Raw genomic sequence first — 19,418 nt, 5'->3', positions numbered from 1 at the left:
TCGGCATCCAAACAACGTTCAGGCAATGGCATGCCGCAGCACGATCCAGGCAAGCCGGGCCTTGGACACGCGCACCCGCGTACGCGGCGCGCGCCAGCCACGGGCCAGCAGGCGGGTCAGGATCTCGTGATAGACCTCGTACATGATGCGCGGCGAGCGCACCACGCGCGACGGGCAGCGCGCCATGACGGCGGCGGCGGCGTCGTAGTGCGCCTGCGCGTCGCGGGCCACGCCCCGGCAGACCGTGTCGATGGCCGGGTGGGCGATGATCTGGTGCGGCGTGCCCGGCGGAATGCCGGCGGCGGCCAGTGATTCGGCGGGCAGGTAGAGCCGGCCGATGTCGGCGTCCTCGTCCAGGTCGCGCAGGATGTTGGTCAGTTGCAGCGCGCGGCCCAGGTGGTGGGCCAGCTCGATGCCGGGCGCCTCGTCCAGCCCGAACACGCGCACGGCCAGGCGGCCGACGGCGCTGGCCACGCGGTCGCAGTACAGGTCCAGCGTGGCGGCGTCGGGCGCGACGATCGTCGCCACGACGTCCATGATCATGCCGTCGATGACGGCCTCGAAATCCTGCTGCTGAAGGTGAAACGTGCGGATCTGCGCGTCGAGCGCGTGCAGCGCGGCGGGCGCGTTGCCGGCGTAGCAGGCGGCAATGTCGCGGCGCCAGTCTTCCAGCGCGGCCAGGCGGTCGGCGTGCTGGGTATCGCCGTCGGCAATGTCGTCCACGGCGCGGCAAAACGCATAGATCTCGAACATGGCCTGCCGCTGCGACGGCGGCAGGATGCGCATGGCGGTGTGGAACGAGCTTCCGGAAGACACGGCGGGTCCGGCGGGCGGGGCGCCGGGCGTTGCAATTTCAGTACCGGCCACAGGTTTCCTCGGCACGCTTTCGATGTCCAGACGGCTGTGATGGCAGGCAGCCTGGCTTCTGGGTTTTTAGAGTCGGGCGATTATAGCAATTTCACCGATCCAGCGAATTTGTGGCGCATGGCGCACTTAAAGCGCAGCGTGGGCCACGCTGGCAGGGATGCCGAGGTTCGCCCGCGCGGGGACATCGGCAACCAGAATCGGGTGGGCGACGGCGGCCGTGCCAAATCCATCGTCCATATAAGAAAACCGGCAAACGAAATGCCGGCGCAGCATGAGTTTCACTGATTAATCGACCGGCCGGTCAAAACGTCAGCAATGCCATACATTATCGGGCGCATAAAAGCAGAAAGCCCCGCCGAAGCGGGGCTTCCCAGGCCTGAAAACCGGCCCGGCGTATCCGGGCTCAGATGGCCTGGATCTTCGTGGCCTGTTCGCCCTTCTGGCCCATGGCCTTCACGTAGCGGACCTTCTGGCCTTCCTTCAGCGACTTGAAGCCATTGCCTTCAATCGCCGAGAAATGCGCGAACAGGTCGTTGCCGCCTGCGTCCGGGGTGATGAAGCCGAAGCCCTTGGCGTCGTTGAACCACTTAACGGTACCGGTTTCCATATTTCTATCCAACCTTGAATTTCAGATGAGCGTGATTGCCCGACCAAGCATGGTGCCCACTACGAACCGGAGCATTAACGCTACAGCCGGTGCACATGCGAGCAGCCATTCTGACGGTTTTTTTTCGCGTGTCAATCAGCCTTAGCCCCTAACGGTATTTCGGCATGCGAACAGCAGATATTAGAGATTTCTAGATCATTTCAGCGTTTGTCCGACATCAGGCGGAATGGATTGGATGGTATGACACGTATTCCGGTATCTGTGGTATCGGCAGTGCGTACCGCCACGCGGGGTTTCCCCAGTGCCATGCCACAAATCGGTCCGGTCGAGCCTACTCCATATGGACTATGGCTACCGATGGATGATGCCGGGACAATGCGCGTCAAAACCAGAACCGGTTGCCGCCCTCCATGGGCGAGCGCGCCGGGGCGGCGTGGCAGCTGGCGCGCCAGACGAATGGAACGGGGAATCGGGATGTCGATGCATTCTTAGCCAGAAACCATGGCACAACGGGCCGGCGGGCCCGCCACCGGCATGTGCCGGGCATTTTCCGCCGTATTTTGCTGCGAGACCGAAGCCATTGCCGCGCCAAAGCCCGGCAGGGTGACATGCGTCCGAGTCCGGCATATGTCACCGGTCTTTCGGCACAATTTTTGACAATCTCCGTCGTACGAATGGCCTAGCATCCGACCTGCCGTGAATTAGTAAAAACGCTAGTTCGATACGGCGGCGACGGCATAATGCGGGGCGCGGGCCAACGGGCGAAGATCCGTCCGGTACGCGCAGCGCCAGCCGCGCGGGCCATACCAACACGAAAAAAAGCGGACAACAGCAGTGAAGCACTTGCAGCGTTCTATCCGGGGGCTTTTCCAGAAGGTTGGCAACCATGGGTCACGGCGTGCGGCAGCGCGCGTCTGCCGCCATGCGATGCTGGCCGTCGCGGTCATGGCGTCGCTGGGCGCGACATTGCTCGGCGCGCTGACGCCGTCGGGCGATGCCCAGGCGCAGCCCGCTCCCCAGGCCCCCGCCGCCCCGAATGTGGCCTTCCACTATGGCGCCAAGCCGCCCGTCGACCAGTTGCAGGCGTTCGACGTGGCCGTGGTCGAGCCCGACAGCGGCTTCGACCCGCGCCAGGCCAAGACCCCCAATACCGCGTGGTTTGCCTACGTCAGCCTGGGCGAAGTGCTGCCCAGCCGCGCCTACTTTGCCGATATCCCCAAGGCGTGGCTCACCGGCAGCAACGACGCCTGGAACGCCCGCGTGGTGGACCAGGCCGCCGACGGCTGGCCCGCGTTCTATGTGGACCGCGTGATCAAGCCGCTGTGGGAGCGCGGCTACCGTGGCTTCTTCATGGACACGATGGATTCGTACCACCTGGTGGCCAAGACCGACGCCGAGCGCGCCCGTCAGGAAGCCGGCATGGTCCGCGTGATCCAGGCCATCAAGGCGCGCTACCCCGAGGCCCGGCTACTGTTCAACCGCGGTTTCGAAATCCTGCCGCAGGTGCATGGGCTGGCCTACGGTGTGGTGTTCGAATCGCTGTTCCGGGGCTGGAACCAGGCGCAGGGCGCCTATACCGAGGTCAGCCAGCAGGACCGCGACTGGCTGCTGAACCAGGCCCGCATCATCCGCGACCAGTACAAGCTGCCCGTCATCTCGATCGACTACTGCCCGCCGGCGGACCAGCGCTGCCGGCGCGACACCGCGCGCCGCATCCGCGCGCTGGGCATCACGCCGTACGTGACGGACTCCGGCCTGCAGACCGTGGGCGTGGGCCAGATCGAGGTCATGCCGCGCCGCGTGCTGGTGCTGCAGGAAAGCCAGCCGGGCGTGTCGATCGACAACAGCGAGGGCGTGCGCTTTGTGTCGATGCCGCTGAACTACCTGGGCTACCGCGTCGACTTTGCCGAGACGCGCGACGCGCCGCCCGAAATCACGCCGGACCGCTACGCGGGCGTGGTGGTCTGGTCCAACGGCTACTTCACGCGCAACGCGGCCCGCTACCAGGCCTGGCTGGAAAAGCTGACGGCCCAGGGCGTGCCCGTGGTGTTCATGAACGGTTTTGGCATGCCGGCTAGCAGCCCGCTGCTGCGCGGCCTGGGCCTGACGCAGGCCAAGGGTCGCCTGACCGGGCCCGTGCAGATCGTGTCGAAGGACAGGATGATGGGCTTCGAGCAGCCCGTGGCGCCCGATGCCACCGACGCGGTGGCTGTGCAAGTGCAGGACGGCGCCGCCGGCACGCGCTCGCTGCTGCGCCTGCGCGCTGGCGCGGTGACCTACGACGCGGCGGCCATCACGCCGTGGGGCGGCTACGTGACGGGCCCGTACGCGGTTCGCCAGAACTACGCCATTCGCCAGAACTCGTCGAGCGACCAGGATCGCTGGATCGTCCAGCCGCTCGATTTCCTGCGCGAGGCGCTGCGTCTGCCGGCCATGCCCGTGCCCGACACCACCACCGAAAGCGGCCGGCGGCTGCTGACGATCCATATCGATGGCGACGGGTTTGCGTCGAAGGCCGAGATCCCGGGCGGCGGCTTCTCCGGCGAGGTGCTGTTCCGGGAAATCTTCGACCGCTACCGGCTGCCGATGACCATGTCGGTCATCGAGGGCGAGGTGGGCAAGACCGGCATGTACCCGAAGCTGACCGCCGAGCTGGAGCCCATCGCGCGCAAGATCTTCGCCCAGCCGTATGTCGAGGTGGCCAGCCACACCTATTCGCACCCGTTCGAATGGGGCCGCACCGTGACCGGGCAGGGCGGCGACGCCCGCGTGACCGAGGGCGACGAGGAATTCCACCTGGCCATTCCCGGCTACAAGATGGACCTGAACCGCGAGATCGGCGGTTCGATCGACTACATCAACAAGGTGCTGTCGCCGAACAAGCCGGTGAAGATGCTGCTGTGGCCCGGCGACTGCCAGGCGCCGCCCGAGGCGATCAAGCTGGCCGATGCCGCCGGCGTGCTGAACATGAACGGCGGCGACACGCTGATCACGCGCAGCAACCCCACGTGGACGGCCATCGCGCCGCTGGGCATCCACAAGGCCGACAACACGTTCCAGGTGTTCGCCACCAACCAGAACGAGAACGTCTACACGAACCTGTGGCGCGGCCCGTACTACGGCTTCGAGCGCGTGATCGAAACCTTCGAGATGACCGAGAAGCCGTACCGCTTCAAGGCCGTGAACATCTACTACCACAGCTACGCGGGCACCAAGGCGGCGTCGCTGAAGGCGCTGCGCAAGGTGTACGACTACGTGCTGACGCAGAACCTGCTGCCGATGCATTCCACCGACTACGTGCTCAAGGTGCTGGACTGGCAGGGCATGGCCGTGGCGCGCGAGCTGGGCGATGGCGCCGACGGCGCGCCGGCCAGCGGCGCCTGGGTGGTGCGCGGCGACGGCAACCTGCGCAACCTGCGCTGGACTGGCGCCGGCGTGCCCGACGTGGCCACGGCGCAGGGCGTGACCGGCTCGTCGCCGGCACCGGGCGGCGGCGTCTATGTCCACCTGGACGGCGGCAACGCGCGCTTCCGCTTCGTGCCGGCCGCCACGCGCGCCGTGCCGGAACTGCCCGAGGCCAACGGCCTGGTGCGCGACTGGCGCCGCGACGGCGCCTCCACCCGCTTTGCCTTTTCCGGCTACTACAAGCCGTTCTTCCGGCTTGCCAACGCCGGCCAGTGCAGCGTGACCATCGACGGCAAGCCGGCCCGCGGCGTGCGCGAGAACGATACGCTGCGTTTCGATACCCCTGCGGTGAATGATCCGATCCATGTCCAGCAACAAGTCGAAGTCCGCTGCGGCGCCTGAGCGCGAGCGGCTGTTGCCGCCGGCGCTGGTTCTGACCTTTACCGCGATGGTGGGGGTGGGCCTGGCGCTGATGTTCCCGCGCGAGACGCTGCGCGAGCGCCTGCTTGGCCAGGGCCGTACGGTCGATGGCCTGACCGTGGCCTACCTGGAGGCGTGGTCGCGCGTGGCGCCGGACGACACCAGCTTCATGAGCGTGCTGGCGGAGCAATACGCGCGCAGCGGCCGCCTCGATGACGCCGAGAAGATGCTGGAGCGGATGATGGCGGTGCACGGCCAGGACCTGACCGGCCATATCCTGCGCACCCGCATCGAGATCACGCAGCAGCGCGCCTATGCGGCCCAGCCCGAATCGCCCGAGCGCGCCGAGCGCCTGGCGCTGATGAAGGACCTGATGCGCCAGGCCACGGCCGCCGACACCATGCGCCGCTGGACGCTGGCAGACCTGCAGACGCTGGCCACGCAGGCCCGCCAGATTGGCGATGCGGACGCGGCCAACGTGCTGTTCCGCGCGCTGGGCCAGCGCGATCCGGCCAACGCCGATTTCTACAACCGCCAGCTTGCCAGCATCGCGCTGGCGGGCGGCAACTATCGTGACTCCGCACAGGCGCTGTTCGACGCCCAGGCGCGCTCGAAGAACCTGTACGAGCAGCGCACGCTGTTCCTGCAGGCGTTGCAGACGCTCCAGTCGGGCAACCTGCTCGACGAGGCACTGGCGGAAGCCGAGCGCCGTGGCGGCAAGCTGCTAGACGATCCGGACGTGCTGCGCTTCCTGACCCGGCTGGCGCTGGCCGCCAACAAGCCGGACGTGGCGGCGAAGTACGTGGAACGGCTGCTCAAGCTGTCCGCCAGCCGGCCATCGGATGCCGCGCGGATCGCGCTGGCCGAACTGCGCCGCGACGAGGCGCGTGCCGGCGTACGCCGTGTGTCCGACAGCGAACCGTGGCTGGCCCGCCAGTACGTGTACCTGGATGGCCCGCAGGGCACCGCGCTGCGCGCCCGCATGGACCAGTTCGGCGTGCGCCGCGTGCATGCCGAACAGACCGCCGTGCTGGCCCAGGCCACGCCGCGTCCCGGCCCGGGCAACCCGACGCAGGCCGAGGCGCAGGCAGCGGCCAAGGAAGACGTGGCCGCGGCCGTGGCGGCCGGCAAGTCCTTCAACGCCGACGACCACGACCTGGCCTACCGCGTGTTCCTGGCGGCCGGCAAGCTCGACCAGGCCCAGAGCGTGGCGCAGACCGCCGTGCGCAAGCTGCCGAACGAGCCGGTCTGGCGCGAACGGCTGGCACAGGTGGCCGAATGGAACCGCCAGCCGACGGTGGCGCTGCAAAGCTGGCTCGAATACGCGCAGGCCACCAACGACGCCCGCGCATGGAACAACGTGCTGCGGCTGGCGCCGGGGCTCAACGACGACCGCGCCTACCTGGCCGCGCTGCGCCATCGTGCCGGCGGCGGCGACCTGAAGGTCATCGACGAGGTCGTGGCGGCCTACGAGCGGCTGGGCGAGCCCGAGGCAGGCATGGCCTTCCTGGACTCGCTCGCCAACGGCCCGAACGGCCGCCAGGTGATGGAGCGCAATGCCGAACTGGCCGAGCGCGCGGGCAAGGACGACCGTGCCTTCGCGCTGTACGGACAGTTGCAGAAGCGCTTTGGCGCGCGGCCCCGCTACGCGGTCAAGCGCGCCAACATCCTGTTCGTGCGCGGCCGACTGGACGAGGCCATGGACGCGCTGCTGCCGGCGCGCAACCAGGCCGGCCCGCAGGACCTGTTGTACTGGCGCTCGTTTACCGAGCTGGCCCGCCTGACCCAGCGCGAGGACCTGCTCAAGGAAGGCTATCGCCAGATGATGTTCGCGATGGCCGCAAAGCATGACGACCACTGCATGCAGTTGCCGCCGGGCGCGGCCCGCAATGACTGCATTGCCGAAGTGCGCGACACCGAGGAAGCCGACTTCGCGAACATGGTGCAGTACTACGACCGTTCGCCGATCGACGCGGGCCGCATTGCCGAGGCGGGCTGGCGCAAGGGCGGCAAGCTGGAGGACTTCCAGCCCGCGATGTACTACTACACGCGCGCCCACGCCTACCGCCGCATCGAGGGCCTGCTGGCGGAGCTGACGCCCGCGCAGCTGCGCGAAGCCGAATCGTCGGCGCTGTTCCTGATGCGGCGTGCCGAATACTGGCGCCTGACCGGCAACCGCGACCGCGCGATGGCCGACCTGCGCCGCGCGGCCGGGCAGCCCGATGCCGACAGCGAGACCTTTGGCGCGCTGCTGTGGGCACTGGTCGACAACGGCACCGACAGCGAGGTGCGCGCGGTGATGCAGCGGCTGAAGCCCAGCGCCGAGCAGGACCCGAACCTGTGGGGCGCCTACGCCGCCGGCGCCATGCGCTTCCAGGATGGCCGCACCGCGCTGCACTACCTGACCAAGATGCAGCAGGGCAAGCATCCCGATCCGCTGTGGCTGGGCCTGACGGCCGACGCCTACGAGGCCATCGGCCAGACGTCCACCGCGTGGCGCATCCGCCGGCAGGCGTGGAACGAGCTCCACCACGCCTGGGGCCCGGGCGGCCCGAACTGGGCCGGCGCGGCCGAGCGCGAGGACGAGGACGACGGCCAGGACGGCCCGCCGCGCGCAGACCTGCGCCGCCAGCGGGTGGCGCTGGGCCAGATCTTCGCGTCGGGCGATGTTTCGCGCAGCCTGGTGATCGAGATGCTGCGCCGCGACGGTGCCGAAGTGGCGGCGCGCCGCCAGGCGCCGGGCGACGCGAAGTCGCCGTCGCAACTGGGCGACGTGCCGGGCCTGCCGCCGCTGGACGTGGCGCCGCCGGCCGAGGTGGTGCAGGCGCAGGGCCGCCGCCAGGAGCAGATTTCGGCGGCCAGCCGCGAGGTGGCGCTGGCCTGGGCGATGTCGTCGGAATCGAACGAACTGGCGCGCGCGTGGCTGGCCCGCCAGTACGCGAGCCGGTTGCAACGCCCGGCCTATGCCGAGATCGCGATTGCGCTGGACCGCAACGACATGGACCAGCTCGACCGCATCCTGGAGCGCCAGGCCGGCCGCGTGCCCGTGACGAGCCAGATCGAGGCCAACCGCCAGCTCGACCGCCTGTCGGCCGCGCAGACGCAGGCGTTCGAGACGCAGGAGCTGGCCCGCACCGACGACACGCTGCAGCAGACGCTGGAAGACGCGCTGCTGTTCAACGCGCAGGCCATCGAGCCGCGCGCGTCGTTCCAGCGCCAGAAGCCGCTGGAGTTCTACGAGTACAGCCTGGCCGGCGGCGCGCGGCTGTGGGACGGCTTTGCGCTGAACCTGCGCGGCGTGTTCCGCGACCAGCGCTCGGCCGACCGCACGCAGATCGACAACGTGCCCGCGTCGGACCGCCGCGCCGAACTGGCGCTGACCTACCGCGACAGCCAGAAGAACTGGCTGCTCGGCGTGGGCCGGCGCGACGGGCTGCAGAGCTTCACCACGGCCCGCCTGACCGGCAACTGGAACCAGGACGGCCGCGTGCAGTACACCGGCACGCTGGGCTACAACCAGCCGGCCGACGAGTCGTCGCAACTGCGCGTGGGCGGCATGAAGGACGTGGCCGAACTGGGCGCGCAGTGGCGCCTGGGCCTGCGCGAGTTCGTGGGCGGGCGCGTGCAGTACAACCATTTCTACGGGCAGGACCGCACGGCGCTGGGCCACGGCATGGTGTTCGACGTCGAGGCCGGCTACCGCATCCGCACGCAGTATCCGGACTACACGGTGCGCGTGGTGGGCACGCGCGGCATCTACAGCACCAACGGCGGCACGCTGTCGCCCGCCATGCAGCGGCTGCTGCCGGCCGGCGACGACGAGGCGAGCCCGTCGTTCTACATGCCGCAGAGCTTCACGCAGGCCGGCGTGCTGTTCGGCTTCGGCACGGACCTGATCGACGACTACACCCGCAAGTGGCGGCCGTTCCTGGAGGCCGGCGCGCTGTACGACACGCGCGCCGGGCACAACTTCCGGGGGCAGGTTGGCGTGGCCGGGTCGGTGTTCGGCAACGACCACCTTTCGCTGTATGTCTCGCACGACACCGCGGCCCGTACCACGGGCACGCCGTTGACCGAAGTCGGCCTGCGCTACCGCTGGCTCTATTGATTGTTTCCAGATAACGAGGGGAATCTATGATGAACAGGACCAATACCCGCATGGGCCGGCTGATGGCCTGGTGCGCCGCCACCGGTGCGGCACTGTGGCTGGCCGGCTGCGCCGTGACCGACGTGGGCCGCGCGCCGCAGATGGCCGCCGGCGACACCGTGGCCGTGCTGCCGATCGTCAACTACACCGAGACGCCGCAGGCTGGCCTGCGCGCCGAAGCCATCGCCGAATCGCTGCTGAAGACTGGCGGCGTGGCGAACCTGAAGCGCTACCCGGCGTCGCTGAACCCGGAAACGCTGTTCGAGCCGGCCGAGCGCGAGTCGGTGGGCAAGGCGCTGGAATGGGCGCGCGGCGAGCGCGCACGCTACGCGCTGACCGGTGCCGTGCAGGAATGGCGCTACAAGGTGGGCGTGGACGGCGAGCCGGCCGTGGGCATCTCGCTGCAACTGATCGACGTGGCCTCGGGCCAGGTGGTGTGGTCGGCCACGGGCAGCAATGCTGGCTGGAGCCGCGAGTCGCTGTCGGGCGTGGCCCAGAAGCTGCTGCGCCGCCTGCTGGCCCCGCTGATGCAGGGCTGATGCAACGGCCCGGATGGAATCGAGTGGAAAACAAGGACGGGTGACAAGCGTGGCACACACCGCGGAAAAAACGCGCCAGACGGCTCGCAAGGGGCAGGGCATCAGCCTGGGCGGGCGCTATGCGCGCTGGCTGGCCCCCGCGGGAGGCGGGGCGGTGGCCGTGCTGGAAATGATCGTCGTGATGGTGGCGGCGATGGCCATCGCCTGGGTGGTCCTGCCGCAGAACCCGCTGCTGCTGGGACTGGGCTTTCCGTGGGCATGGCTGCTGCCGGTGATCCTGGCGCTGCGCTACGGCACGCTGCTGGGCGTGGGCGCCGTGCTGATGCTGCTGGGCGGCTGGTTCTTCTTCGACGGCATGGGCGCGCACCACGAGGCGTTTCCGCGCATGTTCTTCCTGGGTGGCCTGCTGCTGGTGCTGGTGGCCGGGCAGTTCGGCGACGTCTGGAACACCCGCCTGGCGCGGGCCCGGGCCGTCAATCGCTACCTGGACGAGCGGCTGTCGGCGCTGACCAAGAACCACTACCTGCTGCGCATCTCGCACGCGCGGCTGGAAAACGACCTGCTGGCCCGCCCGACCACGCTGCGCGACACGCTGTCGCAGCTGCGTGCCGTGGCGCTGCAGGACGCCGGACGGGTTGCCCGCACCGAGCGGCTGGCCGGCGCGCAGCCGATGCTGCAGGTGGTGGCGCAGGCGTGCCAGGTGGAAGGCGCGGCGCTGTATGCCTGCCAGGGCGATACGGTGCTGCCCGATGCCGTGGCGGCCATCGGCCCGGGCTTCACGCTCGACGTGAACGACCCGCTGGTGCGCCACTGCATCGACACGCGCGAACTGGCGCACCTGCGCACCGCCGGCCTGCAGGACGACGCCGAGACGCGCTATGTGGCCGTGGCGCCGGTGCTGGCCGGGTCCGACCGCCTGATCGGCGTGCTGGTCGTCGAGCGCATGCCGTTCCTGTCGCTGACCTATGAAAACCTGCAGCTCCTGATGGTGCTGATGGGCTATTACGCCGACGGCGTGGAGCACGCCGAGGCCACGCACGGCATCCAGGAACTGGCGCCGGCCATTCCGTACGCGTTCGCGCTGGACTACGCGCGGCTGTCGCGCCTGCGCCGCGAGACCGGCATCCAGAGTTCGGTGGTGGCGCTGGTGTTCGACCTGGACGAGGCGCGCGACGCGCTGTTCGAACAGGTGGTGCGCAGCCGCCGGGCGCTGGACGTGGCCTGGCCCGCGCGCGGCGCCCATCAGCGGGCAATGCTGACGCTGATGCCGCTGTCGGACAGCCAGGCCGTGTCGGCCTACCTGGTGCGGATCGAGGACATGCTGCGCGCCCAGTTCGGCACCGACTTCGCCACCGCGCACATCGGCGTGTACACGCTGCCGGTGCCGGCCGCAGGCGCCGAGGAAGCGCTGGTGCGGCTGCTGCATCGCTGCCATCTGGACGGCATCGCGCCGGACCAGGTGGCGGCGGCCACGCCCGGTGCCGGCCCCGCGCCGGCCGCCGGCCAGACGCAGGCGGGCTGACGCATGGGCAAGCTGACCATCGGCGGCACCGCCATCCAGATCGCGGCCCTGTACCTGCTGTTCCGGGGCGATACGGGCCTGCCGCTGCTGCTGTCGTTCCTGGGCCTGCAGGCCGTGGCCGCGGCGCTGCTGGGCCTGGCGCTGTGGCGCCTGCTGCCGCGCCGCTTCCGCACGCCGTTTGCGTGGAGCTACGCCTACCTGGCCGCGTTCTGCTTCTTCGTGCCGCTGGGCGGCGCGCTGGTGTGCCTGGGCAGCCTGCTGTTCTCGAAGCTGTTCCCGAAGCAGCGTGACAGTTCCGGCATTGCGTCGATCGCGCTGCCCGAGTTCGTCACGCACCTGATCCAGCGTGTCACGCACGGCGGCGGCGCCCGGCTGCGCGCGCAGCTTGGCAATACGCGCGCGCCGCTGCCGGAACGGATGACCGCGCTGGTGGCGATGCAGTCGATGCCCACGCGCACGGCCAGCCCGGTATTGCGCGAGTTGCTGGCCGACAGCACCGACGACATCCGGCTGCTGGCCTACGGCATGCTCGACGGCGCCGAGAAGCAGCTGACGCAGAAGATCCTGGCCGAACTGCCGCGCCTGCAGGCGGCCGACACGCCGCAGGCCCGGCTGGAAATCAACAAGCGGCTGGCGGACCTGTACTGGGAACTGATCTACCAGAACCTGGTGCAGGGCGACGTCTACCGCTACACGGCCAGTCAGGTGGAGCGCTACGCCAGCGCCGCTTTGGAGATCGACGACGGCAATGCCGCGCTGTGGTACATGCGCGGCCGGCTGGCGCTGTCGCGCAACGCGCCGGGCGAGGCCCGCGACTTCCTCGGCCGCGCCGAGGCGCTGGGCTTTGCCCGCGAGCGCGTGCTGCCGCTGCTGGCCGAGGCCGCCTACCTGGAACGCGACTATGCCGCGGTGCGCCGCCTGATGGCGGCTTTCGACAGTCCTTCGCCGCTCCCGCTGGTGCGGCCCCTGCTGCGGTACTGGCAATCATGAGCGAAATTCTGGTCAAGGGAACGTCTGCCGACGTCATGCTGCTGCTCGAAGGCACGTTCCCGTATGTAAGCGGGGGCGTGTCGAGCTGGGTCAACCAGATGATCCGCGCGTTTCCCGATATCCGCTTCGGCATCGTCTTCATCGGCAGCCGCCGCGAGGACTATGGCGACATGGCCTACCCGTTGCCCGACAACGTGGTGCACCTGGAAACCCATTTCCTGTACGACTTCCCGCCGCCGCCGCTGGTACACGGCACGGCCGGCGACGCGCGCGCGTTCGACAAGTCCGACGCGCTGCACGAACTGCTGCGCCAGCCGGGCCGCGAGGCCGAGGCCGGCGCGCTGATCCGCGAGCTGATGCCGCAACTGCGCGAGGGCGGGGCGCTGTCCGAGGACGCGTTCCTGTACAGCAAGCGCGCCTGGGACACCATCACGGACCAGTACCGCCAGTTCTGCACGGACCCGTCGTTCACCGACTACTTCTGGACCATCCGCATCATGCACAAGCCGCTGTGGCAGCTTGTGCGGATTGCAGACGGGCTGATCCCGGCCAGGGTCTACCACACGGTGTCCACCGGCTACGCGGGCTTTCTGGGCGCGATGCTGCGCCACCGCAACGGCCGGCCGCTGCTGGTGTCCGAGCACGGCATCTACACCAAGGAACGCAAGATCGACCTGTTCCAGAGCCAGTGGATCCGCGACAACCGGAACATCTTCGAGCGCGACATTTCCCAGATCAGCTACTTCCGCGAGCTGTGGGTGCGGTTCTTCGAGACGCTTGGCCGGGTCTGCTACGAGGCCGGCGACGAGATCACCGCGCTCTACGAGGGCAACCGCCGCCGCCAGGTGCTGGACGGCGCGCTGGCCGAGCGCACGCGCAATATCCCGAACGGCATCAACCTGCCGCGCCTGGCCGCCCTGCGCGACAGGCGCGCGCCCGGCGTGCCGCCCGTGCTGTGCCTGATCGGCCGCGTGGTGCCGATCAAGGACATCAAGACCTTCATCCGCGCCATGCTGACCGTGGTGCGCGAGTATCCCGACGCCGAGGGCTGGATTGCCGGTCCGGAGGACGAGGACCCCGAGTACGCGCGCGAATGCCGCAGCCTGGCCGAGAGCCTGGGGCTGGGCGACAAGGTCAGGTTCCTGGGCTTCCAGAAGATCGACGACCTGCTGCCGAAGGTGGGCGTGCTGATCCTGAGCTCGATCTCCGAGGCGCTGCCGCTGGTGGTGCTGGAAGGCTTTGCAGCCGGCGTGCCGTGCGTGACGACGGACGTGGGCTCGTGCAGCGAGCTGGTCTACGGCCTGCCCGGCGAGGACGCCGCGCTGGGCGCGGCCGGCGACGTGGTGCGCATTGCCGATCCGGCCGCGCTGGCCACCGCCGCGCTGGGGCTGCTGCAGCATCCGCAGCGCTGGCAGGCGGCCCAGGCATCGGGCATCGCGCGGGTGGAGAAGTACTACACGCAGGAACAGATGGTGGGCAGCTACCGCACGCTCTATACGGACCTGATGGCGATGCCCGACGGCGCGCGCCGCGAGCGTGGCGCCAGCCCCGCGAAGTGCCCGGTGCACGGGGGAGGACGCTGACATGGCCGGCATTGGATTCGAACTTCGCAAGATGCTCCGGCGGGACAGCCTGTCGGGCATGCTCAGCGCCTACGCCTACGCGGGCGTCATCAGCTCGGGCCCGTGGGTGCTGTCGATCCTGGGCATCCTGCTGATCGGCATGATGTCGATCGGCTGGGTCGTGCCGGGGGCGCTGATCACGCAGTTCCAGGTGTCGGTGACGTACCTGATCGCGTGCAGCCTGATACTGACCGGGCCGATGCAGCTGTCGTTCACGCGCTTCACGTCCGACCGCCTGTTCGAGAAGCGCGCGGACATGGTGCTGTCGAACTACCACGCGGTGGCGCTGCTGTGCACCGGGCTGGCCGGCGCCATCGGCCTGGCCTGCGCGGTGTGGGCGTTCGACGACCAGTCGGTGCTGTACCGGCTGCTGATGATTGCCGGCTTCGTCATCATGAGCAACATCTGGATCGCGGCCATCTTCCTGTCGGGCATGAAGCAGTACAAGGCCATCGTCTGGACGTTCGCCGTGGGCTACACGATCACGGTGCTCACGGCGCTGGCGCTGCGCACGCATGGGCTGGAAGGGCTGCTGGGCGGCTTCGTGTTCGGCCAGCTGTGCCTGCTGGTGGGCATGATCACGCTGATCTACCGCAACTACACGAGCCACCGGTTCATGTCGTTCGAGGTCTTCCAGCGCCGCTACACCTACCCGAGCCTGGTGGCCATCGGCCTGTTCTACAACCTGGGCATCTGGATCGACAAGTTCATGTTCTGGTACGCGCCGTCCACGGGCCAGCCCGTGATCGGGCCGTTGCATGCGTCGATCATCTACGACATCCCGGTGTTCCTGGCCTATCTGGCGATCATCCCGGGCATGGCCGTGTTCCTGGTGCGGATCGAGACCGACTTCGTCGAGTACTACGACGCGTTCTACAACGCGGTGCGCGGCGGCAGCTCGCTGGAGCACATCGAGGACATGCGCAACACGATGGTCCAGACCATCCGGCTGGGACTGTACGAGATCGTCAAGGTGCAGGCCATCGCGTCGCTGCTGCTGTTCGTGGTGGGCGGCTGGCTGCTGCGGCTGCTGGGCATCTCCGAGCTGTACCTGCCGCTGCTGTACGTGGACGTGATCGGCGCCAGCCTGCAAGTGGTGCTGCTGGGCGTGCTGAACATCTACTTCTACCTGGACCGCCGGCGCGAGGTGCTGCTGCTGACGGGTACGTTCGTGGTGCTGAACTTCGCGCTGACCCGGCTGACGCTGTCGCTGGGGCCGGCCTGGTACGGCTACGGCTTCGCGGTGTCGCTGCTGATCGTGGTGGCGCTGGCGCTGTACCTGCTGGACCGCAAGCTCGACCGGCTGGAATACGAGACGTACATGCTGCAATAGGCCGGGCCGGCCATGTGCCGGTGCCGCCGCTCCGCCATGCGCCATCCGCGCATGGCGGCTCAGGTTTTCATTACGCCCGCAAGGCGCGCGCCGTCCAGGCGGCGGTCTGCGGCGCGCCTGCAACACCCGCATGGGTGGCCCCCCTCCAATGTAGCCTCGACGCGCCATGGCGCGTTTCGGTAACATGACGCCGCCGCGCCAGACACCGGCCGCAGTCACCAGAGGGAAGTAGATGAGAATTGCCTCAGTCGAGGACGATCCCGCACAGGCCGACCAGATCCGGCAACTGCTCGAAGAGGCGGGCTACCGCTGCACGAGCTTTGCCACGGGCGCCGCGTTCCTGCGCGCGCTGCGCGACCAGGCGTTCGACCTGGTGCTGATGGACTGGCAACTGCCCGATACCAGCGGCTACGAGCTGGTGAGCTGGGTGCGCCAGCACTCGGGCCGCCTGCCGCCCATCCTGTTCCTGACCAGCCGGATCGACGAGGCCGACATCGTCGCGGGCCTGAGCGTGGGCGCCGACGACTACCTGGCCAAGCCGCTGCGCCCGGCCGAGTTCATCGCGCGCGTGCGTGCGCTGCTGCGCCGGGCGTATCCCGAGGCCATGCACGACGACGAGCTGATCCGCCAGGGCCACTACGTGGTGGATGCCCGGCGCCGCACCGTCGCGGTGGACGGCCGGCTGGCCGACCTGTCGCCGCGCGAGTTCGACCTGGCGCTGTTCCTGTTCCGCAATATCGGCCGGCTGATGTCGCGCGAGGTGATCGAGCAGGCCGTCTGGGGCCGGGCGATGGATGCCGGCTCGCGCACGCTCGACACCCACGTGTCGCGGCTGCGCATCAAGCTGGCGCTGCGACCCGAGAACGGCGTGCGGCTCAGCTCGGTCTACTCGCACGGCTATCGGTTCGAGGCCGCCGGTGCCACCGATGCCTAGCCGCGGCGCCGCCGCCGGGAGCGCCAGGCGGTGATGGCCCGCCGCGCCCCCGCCGATCCGGCCGCCGTCGTCTTCCATCGCCGCACCCGCGTGGAATGGGTGCTGATGCTGGCCGCCGTCATCGTGCTGACCACGCTGGTGGTGCGCTTCAACGGCTTCGAGCGGGCCGACCTGGCCGTGCTGGACTTTGCCGTGGCCAACATGCCCGAGGCGCTGCGCGGCGGCCCGGGCATCGCGCGCGTGCCGATGCTGGTGCGCTGGCTGGCCACGCTGGTGCCCGTGACGCTGGCGGCGCTGGCCGTCTGGATGCTGACGCCGCGCGACGCGCTGGTGGCCGTGGCCGTGCTGGTGGCCGCGCTGGTCGGCGGTAGCATCATGCTCATGGGCAGCCTGCAGCTATGGTTCGCGCCGTCGGCGGCCGTGTTCGGCTGCCTGCTCGTCTATCCGATCTGGAGCTGGCGGCGCCAGGAGGCCGCGCTGCGGTTCTTGTCCGAGGAACTGGCGCGGCTGGTGCGCGAGCCGGGGCTGCCGGGCGTGCCGGCGCGCGTCGACCATTCGCTGGACGGCCGCATGCAGGCGGTGTACGACATGACGTCGCGGTTGCGCGACATGCGGCGCTTCCTGTCCGACGGGCTGGAGAGCCTGCCCGAGGCCACCGTGATCTGCGATCTCGACGGCGGCATCCTGGTGGCCAACCGCCGCGCCGTGGCGCTGGTGCCGGCCGTGCTGCGGGGCATCAACGACCTGCCGCAGCCGCCGTCGGCGGCGGGCATGGGCAGCGACGCCTACGCGGATATCTACGGCGGGCTGGGCCGTCCCGGCCTGCCGGACGTGATCGAGACACTGTTTCCGGTGCCCGGCCCTGGGCTGGCGTACTGGGATGCGCTGTGCGGCGCGCTGGACGCCGACGCGCCGGTCACGTCGTCATCCGATTCGCACGGCGTGGAGCTGGCCACCGAGGATGATCGCCGCTACCTGCTGCACGGCGCGCCGCTGCACGGCGAGACGGGCCGCCCGGCCGGCGTCATCGTCACGCTGGTCGACATCACGGCCGTGCGCCGCGCCGAGCGCCAGCGCGAGCAGACGCTGCACTTCCTGTCGCACGATATGCGCTCGCCCCAGGCGTCGATTCTGGCGCTGATCGACCTGCAATCGCGCCCGGAGCGGGCGCTGCCGCAGGCCGAGCTGCTGGGCCGCATCGGCGAGCACGCCCACCGCACGCTGGCGCTGGCCGACGATTTCATCCGGCTGGCCCAGGCCGAATCGCAAAGCCTGCCGTTCGCCGACGCGGACCTGACCGCGCTGGTGCTGGATGCCACGGACGAGATGTGGGCGCTGGCCAAGTCGCGCGGCATCGAACTGCGGCTGGACCTGGACGGCGACGGGGTGTCGCTGCGCGCCGTGCCGGCGCTGCTGGGGCGGGCCATCGCCAACCTGGTCAGCAACGCCATCAAGTTCAGCCCGGACGGCGCCCCGGTGACGGTGGGCCTGCGCAAGCTGGGCCCGTACATGGCCATCGAGGTGACCGACCAGGGCCCCGGCATCGCGCCGGAAGCCCAGGCACGCCTGTTCCGCCCGTTCAGCCGCGTCCACGCGCCATCGACCGACGCGCCATCGGGCAGCGGGCTGGGACTCGTATTCGTGAAGACCGTGGCCGAGCGCCACGGCGGCCGCGTGATGCTGCGCAGCGCCCCGGGCGAGGGCGCCACGTTCTCGATCTGGCTGCCGCTCCGCTACCGCGCTGGCTGACCGCAGCCGACACAATTGTTGGCAATCCCCTGTGCAGAAATTGCCTACGATCTGTCGGACCACGGACACCGCATCCGTGGCCTTCCAGCCCACGTCGTGCCCCGGCGTGGGCGTTTTTTTGGGGGTGGTCGGCAAGCAGAGCCGCTACGCCCTCTCCCCCAACCCCTCTCCCGCGATGCGGGAGAGGGGAGTCGGACGGTGGAATTGATTAGGCTGCGGCCCGAACCGCCTGCGGGGTTTGCTCCCCTCTCCCGCGATGCGGGTGAGGGAGTCGGGCAGCGGGATCGGCAAGGCCGTGGCCTGAACCGACCACTGGTTTTAGCTCCCCTCTCCCGCCTGCGGGAGAGGGGCTGGGGGAGAGGGCAAGCCGTTCAAATCGCGATCCCGCCCCTCAAGCGGAACCGCCTACTTGGCCATCCCCGGCGCCGGTGCCGGCGTTGCGGGGGTAGCCGGTGCCGGCGTGGCCGGGGCTTCGGCGGGTTTCTTGTCGTCCTTGTCGGCCGGAGGCGTGTCCTCGTCGTCCTCGTAGGACGGCAGGGCGTCGCCGCCGCCGCTAAGCAGGTACTGGCGGCGCTGCGTGTAGGCGTCGCGGACGAAGGCGTACTTGTCCAGCGCGGCCTGGGACAGCAGGTCGGTGGCGCCCAGCATGTTGGCGCGGGTGTTGATCAGGTTCACGCCGAACATCGAATAGCGCCAGGCGTCGTCGAAATAGTGCGCCGGATCCAGGAAGATGCTGCCGGCCACGCCCACGCCGTCGCGGAACGAGCTGGGGCCGAACAGCGGCAGTACCAGGTACGGGCCGGACGGCACGCCCCAGGTGCCCAGCGTCAGGCCGAAGTCGGTGGAATGGCGCGGCATGCCGGCGGCCGTCGCCACGTCGATCAGGCCGCCGATGCCCAGCACCGTGTTGATGGCCACCCGCATCATCGTTTCCACGGCTTCCACGGGCTTGCCCTGGAGCACGTTGTTGGCGAAGTTGCCGACGTCCGAGAAGTTGTTGAAGAAGTTGGTCACCGCCAGCCGCGCCGGTTCCGGCGTCACGGCCTGGTAGCCCTTGGCCAGCGGCTGGGCCACGTAGGTGTCGGCCTTGTCGTTGACCGTGAAGATGGCCCGGTTCAGTGGTTCCAGCGGGTCGGCCGGGTTGGCGTTGGGGCCGGTGGCGCAGCCGGTGGCCAGCAGGGTCAGCGATGCCGCGCACAGCGCGGTGGCCAGCCGGGACGAAACGGGCGCCGCGGCGCGCAAGGACGGAAGGCGGGAGAGCATGGTGAGACGGTTTGTCTTTC

The 19,418-nt window shown here is 69.2% G+C and carries 13 protein-coding genes; 10 read left to right on the top strand and 3 right to left on the bottom strand.

The window, feature by feature from the left end:
- Window positions 1-18: 18 nt before the first annotated feature.
- Window positions 19-867, bottom strand: a complete 849-nt coding sequence (gene hpnD / locus QTN24_RS11025) for a presqualene diphosphate synthase HpnD (protein ID WP_313837029.1) — start codon at window positions 865-867, stop codon at window positions 19-21.
- Between the two features lie 39 nt (window positions 868-906).
- On the opposite strand from hpnD, the gene QTN24_RS11020 reads away from it, so the two are divergent.
- Window positions 907-1,152, top strand: coding sequence for a hypothetical protein (locus QTN24_RS11020; RefSeq protein ID WP_313837028.1), 246 nt, complete (start codon window positions 907-909; stop codon window positions 1,150-1,152).
- 118 nt (window positions 1,153-1,270) lie between these two features.
- On the opposite strand, the gene QTN24_RS11015 is transcribed toward QTN24_RS11020, so the two are convergent.
- Entirely contained in the window at window positions 1,271-1,474 is a 204-nt protein-coding gene (locus QTN24_RS11015; RefSeq protein ID WP_008650922.1) for a cold-shock protein, read from the bottom strand.
- Between the two features lie 927 nt (window positions 1,475-2,401).
- Between QTN24_RS11015 and QTN24_RS11010 the strand changes: the two genes are divergently transcribed.
- From QTN24_RS11010 to QTN24_RS10970, 9 genes are all read left to right on the top strand, one after another.
- A complete protein-coding gene (locus QTN24_RS11010) occupies window positions 2,402-5,281 on the top strand; it encodes a bifunctional glycoside hydrolase 114/ polysaccharide deacetylase family protein (RefSeq protein WP_313837019.1) in 2,880 nt (959 codons plus the stop codon).
- Window positions 5,244-9,407 carry a tetratricopeptide repeat protein gene (locus QTN24_RS11005; protein ID WP_313837017.1) on the top strand — a complete coding sequence of 1,388 codons (4,164 nt, stop codon included), beginning with the start codon at window positions 5,244-5,246 and terminating at the stop codon, window positions 9,405-9,407. The genes QTN24_RS11010 and QTN24_RS11005 overlap by 38 nt, the downstream gene beginning before the upstream one ends.
- A 29-nt stretch (window positions 9,408-9,436) precedes the next feature.
- Complete coding sequence (locus QTN24_RS11000) at window positions 9,437-9,985, top strand: penicillin-binding protein activator LpoB (RefSeq protein WP_124686675.1); 549 nt, start codon at window positions 9,437-9,439, stop codon at window positions 9,983-9,985.
- A 13-nt stretch (window positions 9,986-9,998) separates the two neighbouring features.
- Window positions 9,999-11,507 (top strand): PelD GGDEF domain-containing protein, encoded by a 1,509-nt coding sequence (locus QTN24_RS10995; RefSeq protein WP_313837015.1) that lies wholly within the window; start codon window positions 9,999-10,001, stop codon window positions 11,505-11,507.
- 3 nt (window positions 11,508-11,510) lie between these two features.
- Window positions 11,511-12,497: a tetratricopeptide repeat protein gene (locus tag QTN24_RS10990; protein ID WP_124685339.1), complete on the top strand. Its 987-nt coding sequence runs from the start codon at window positions 11,511-11,513 to the stop codon at window positions 12,495-12,497.
- Entirely contained in the window at window positions 12,494-14,080 is a 1,587-nt protein-coding gene (gene pelF, locus QTN24_RS10985; RefSeq protein ID WP_124685338.1) for a GT4 family glycosyltransferase PelF, read from the top strand. Before QTN24_RS10990 ends, pelF begins: the two co-directional genes overlap by 4 nt.
- A gap of 1 nt (window position 14,081) precedes the next feature.
- A complete protein-coding gene (gene pelG / locus QTN24_RS10980; protein ID WP_313837013.1) occupies window positions 14,082-15,452 on the top strand; it encodes an exopolysaccharide Pel transporter PelG in 1,371 nt (456 codons plus the stop codon).
- A gap of 232 nt (window positions 15,453-15,684) precedes the next feature.
- Complete coding sequence (locus QTN24_RS10975) at window positions 15,685-16,386, top strand: response regulator transcription factor (RefSeq protein WP_313837012.1); 702 nt, start codon at window positions 15,685-15,687, stop codon at window positions 16,384-16,386.
- Window positions 16,387-16,419: 33 nt separating this feature from the next.
- Complete coding sequence (locus tag QTN24_RS10970) at window positions 16,420-18,135, top strand: ATP-binding protein (RefSeq protein WP_313837010.1); 1,716 nt, start codon at window positions 16,420-16,422, stop codon at window positions 18,133-18,135.
- A gap of 405 nt (window positions 18,136-18,540) precedes the next feature.
- Here QTN24_RS10970 and QTN24_RS10965 read toward each other — a convergent pair whose 3' ends face one another.
- Entirely contained in the window at window positions 18,541-19,398 is an 858-nt protein-coding gene (locus QTN24_RS10965; RefSeq protein ID WP_313837008.1) for a VacJ family lipoprotein, read from the bottom strand.
- Between the last annotated feature and the right edge of the window lie 20 nt (window positions 19,399-19,418).

This window comes from Cupriavidus sp. SZY C1, assembly GCF_032190535.1.
GTDB classification, from domain to species: Bacteria; Pseudomonadota; Gammaproteobacteria; order Burkholderiales; family Burkholderiaceae; genus Cupriavidus; species Cupriavidus pauculus_C.
This window is presented reverse-complemented; position numbering and strand designations above follow the sequence as displayed.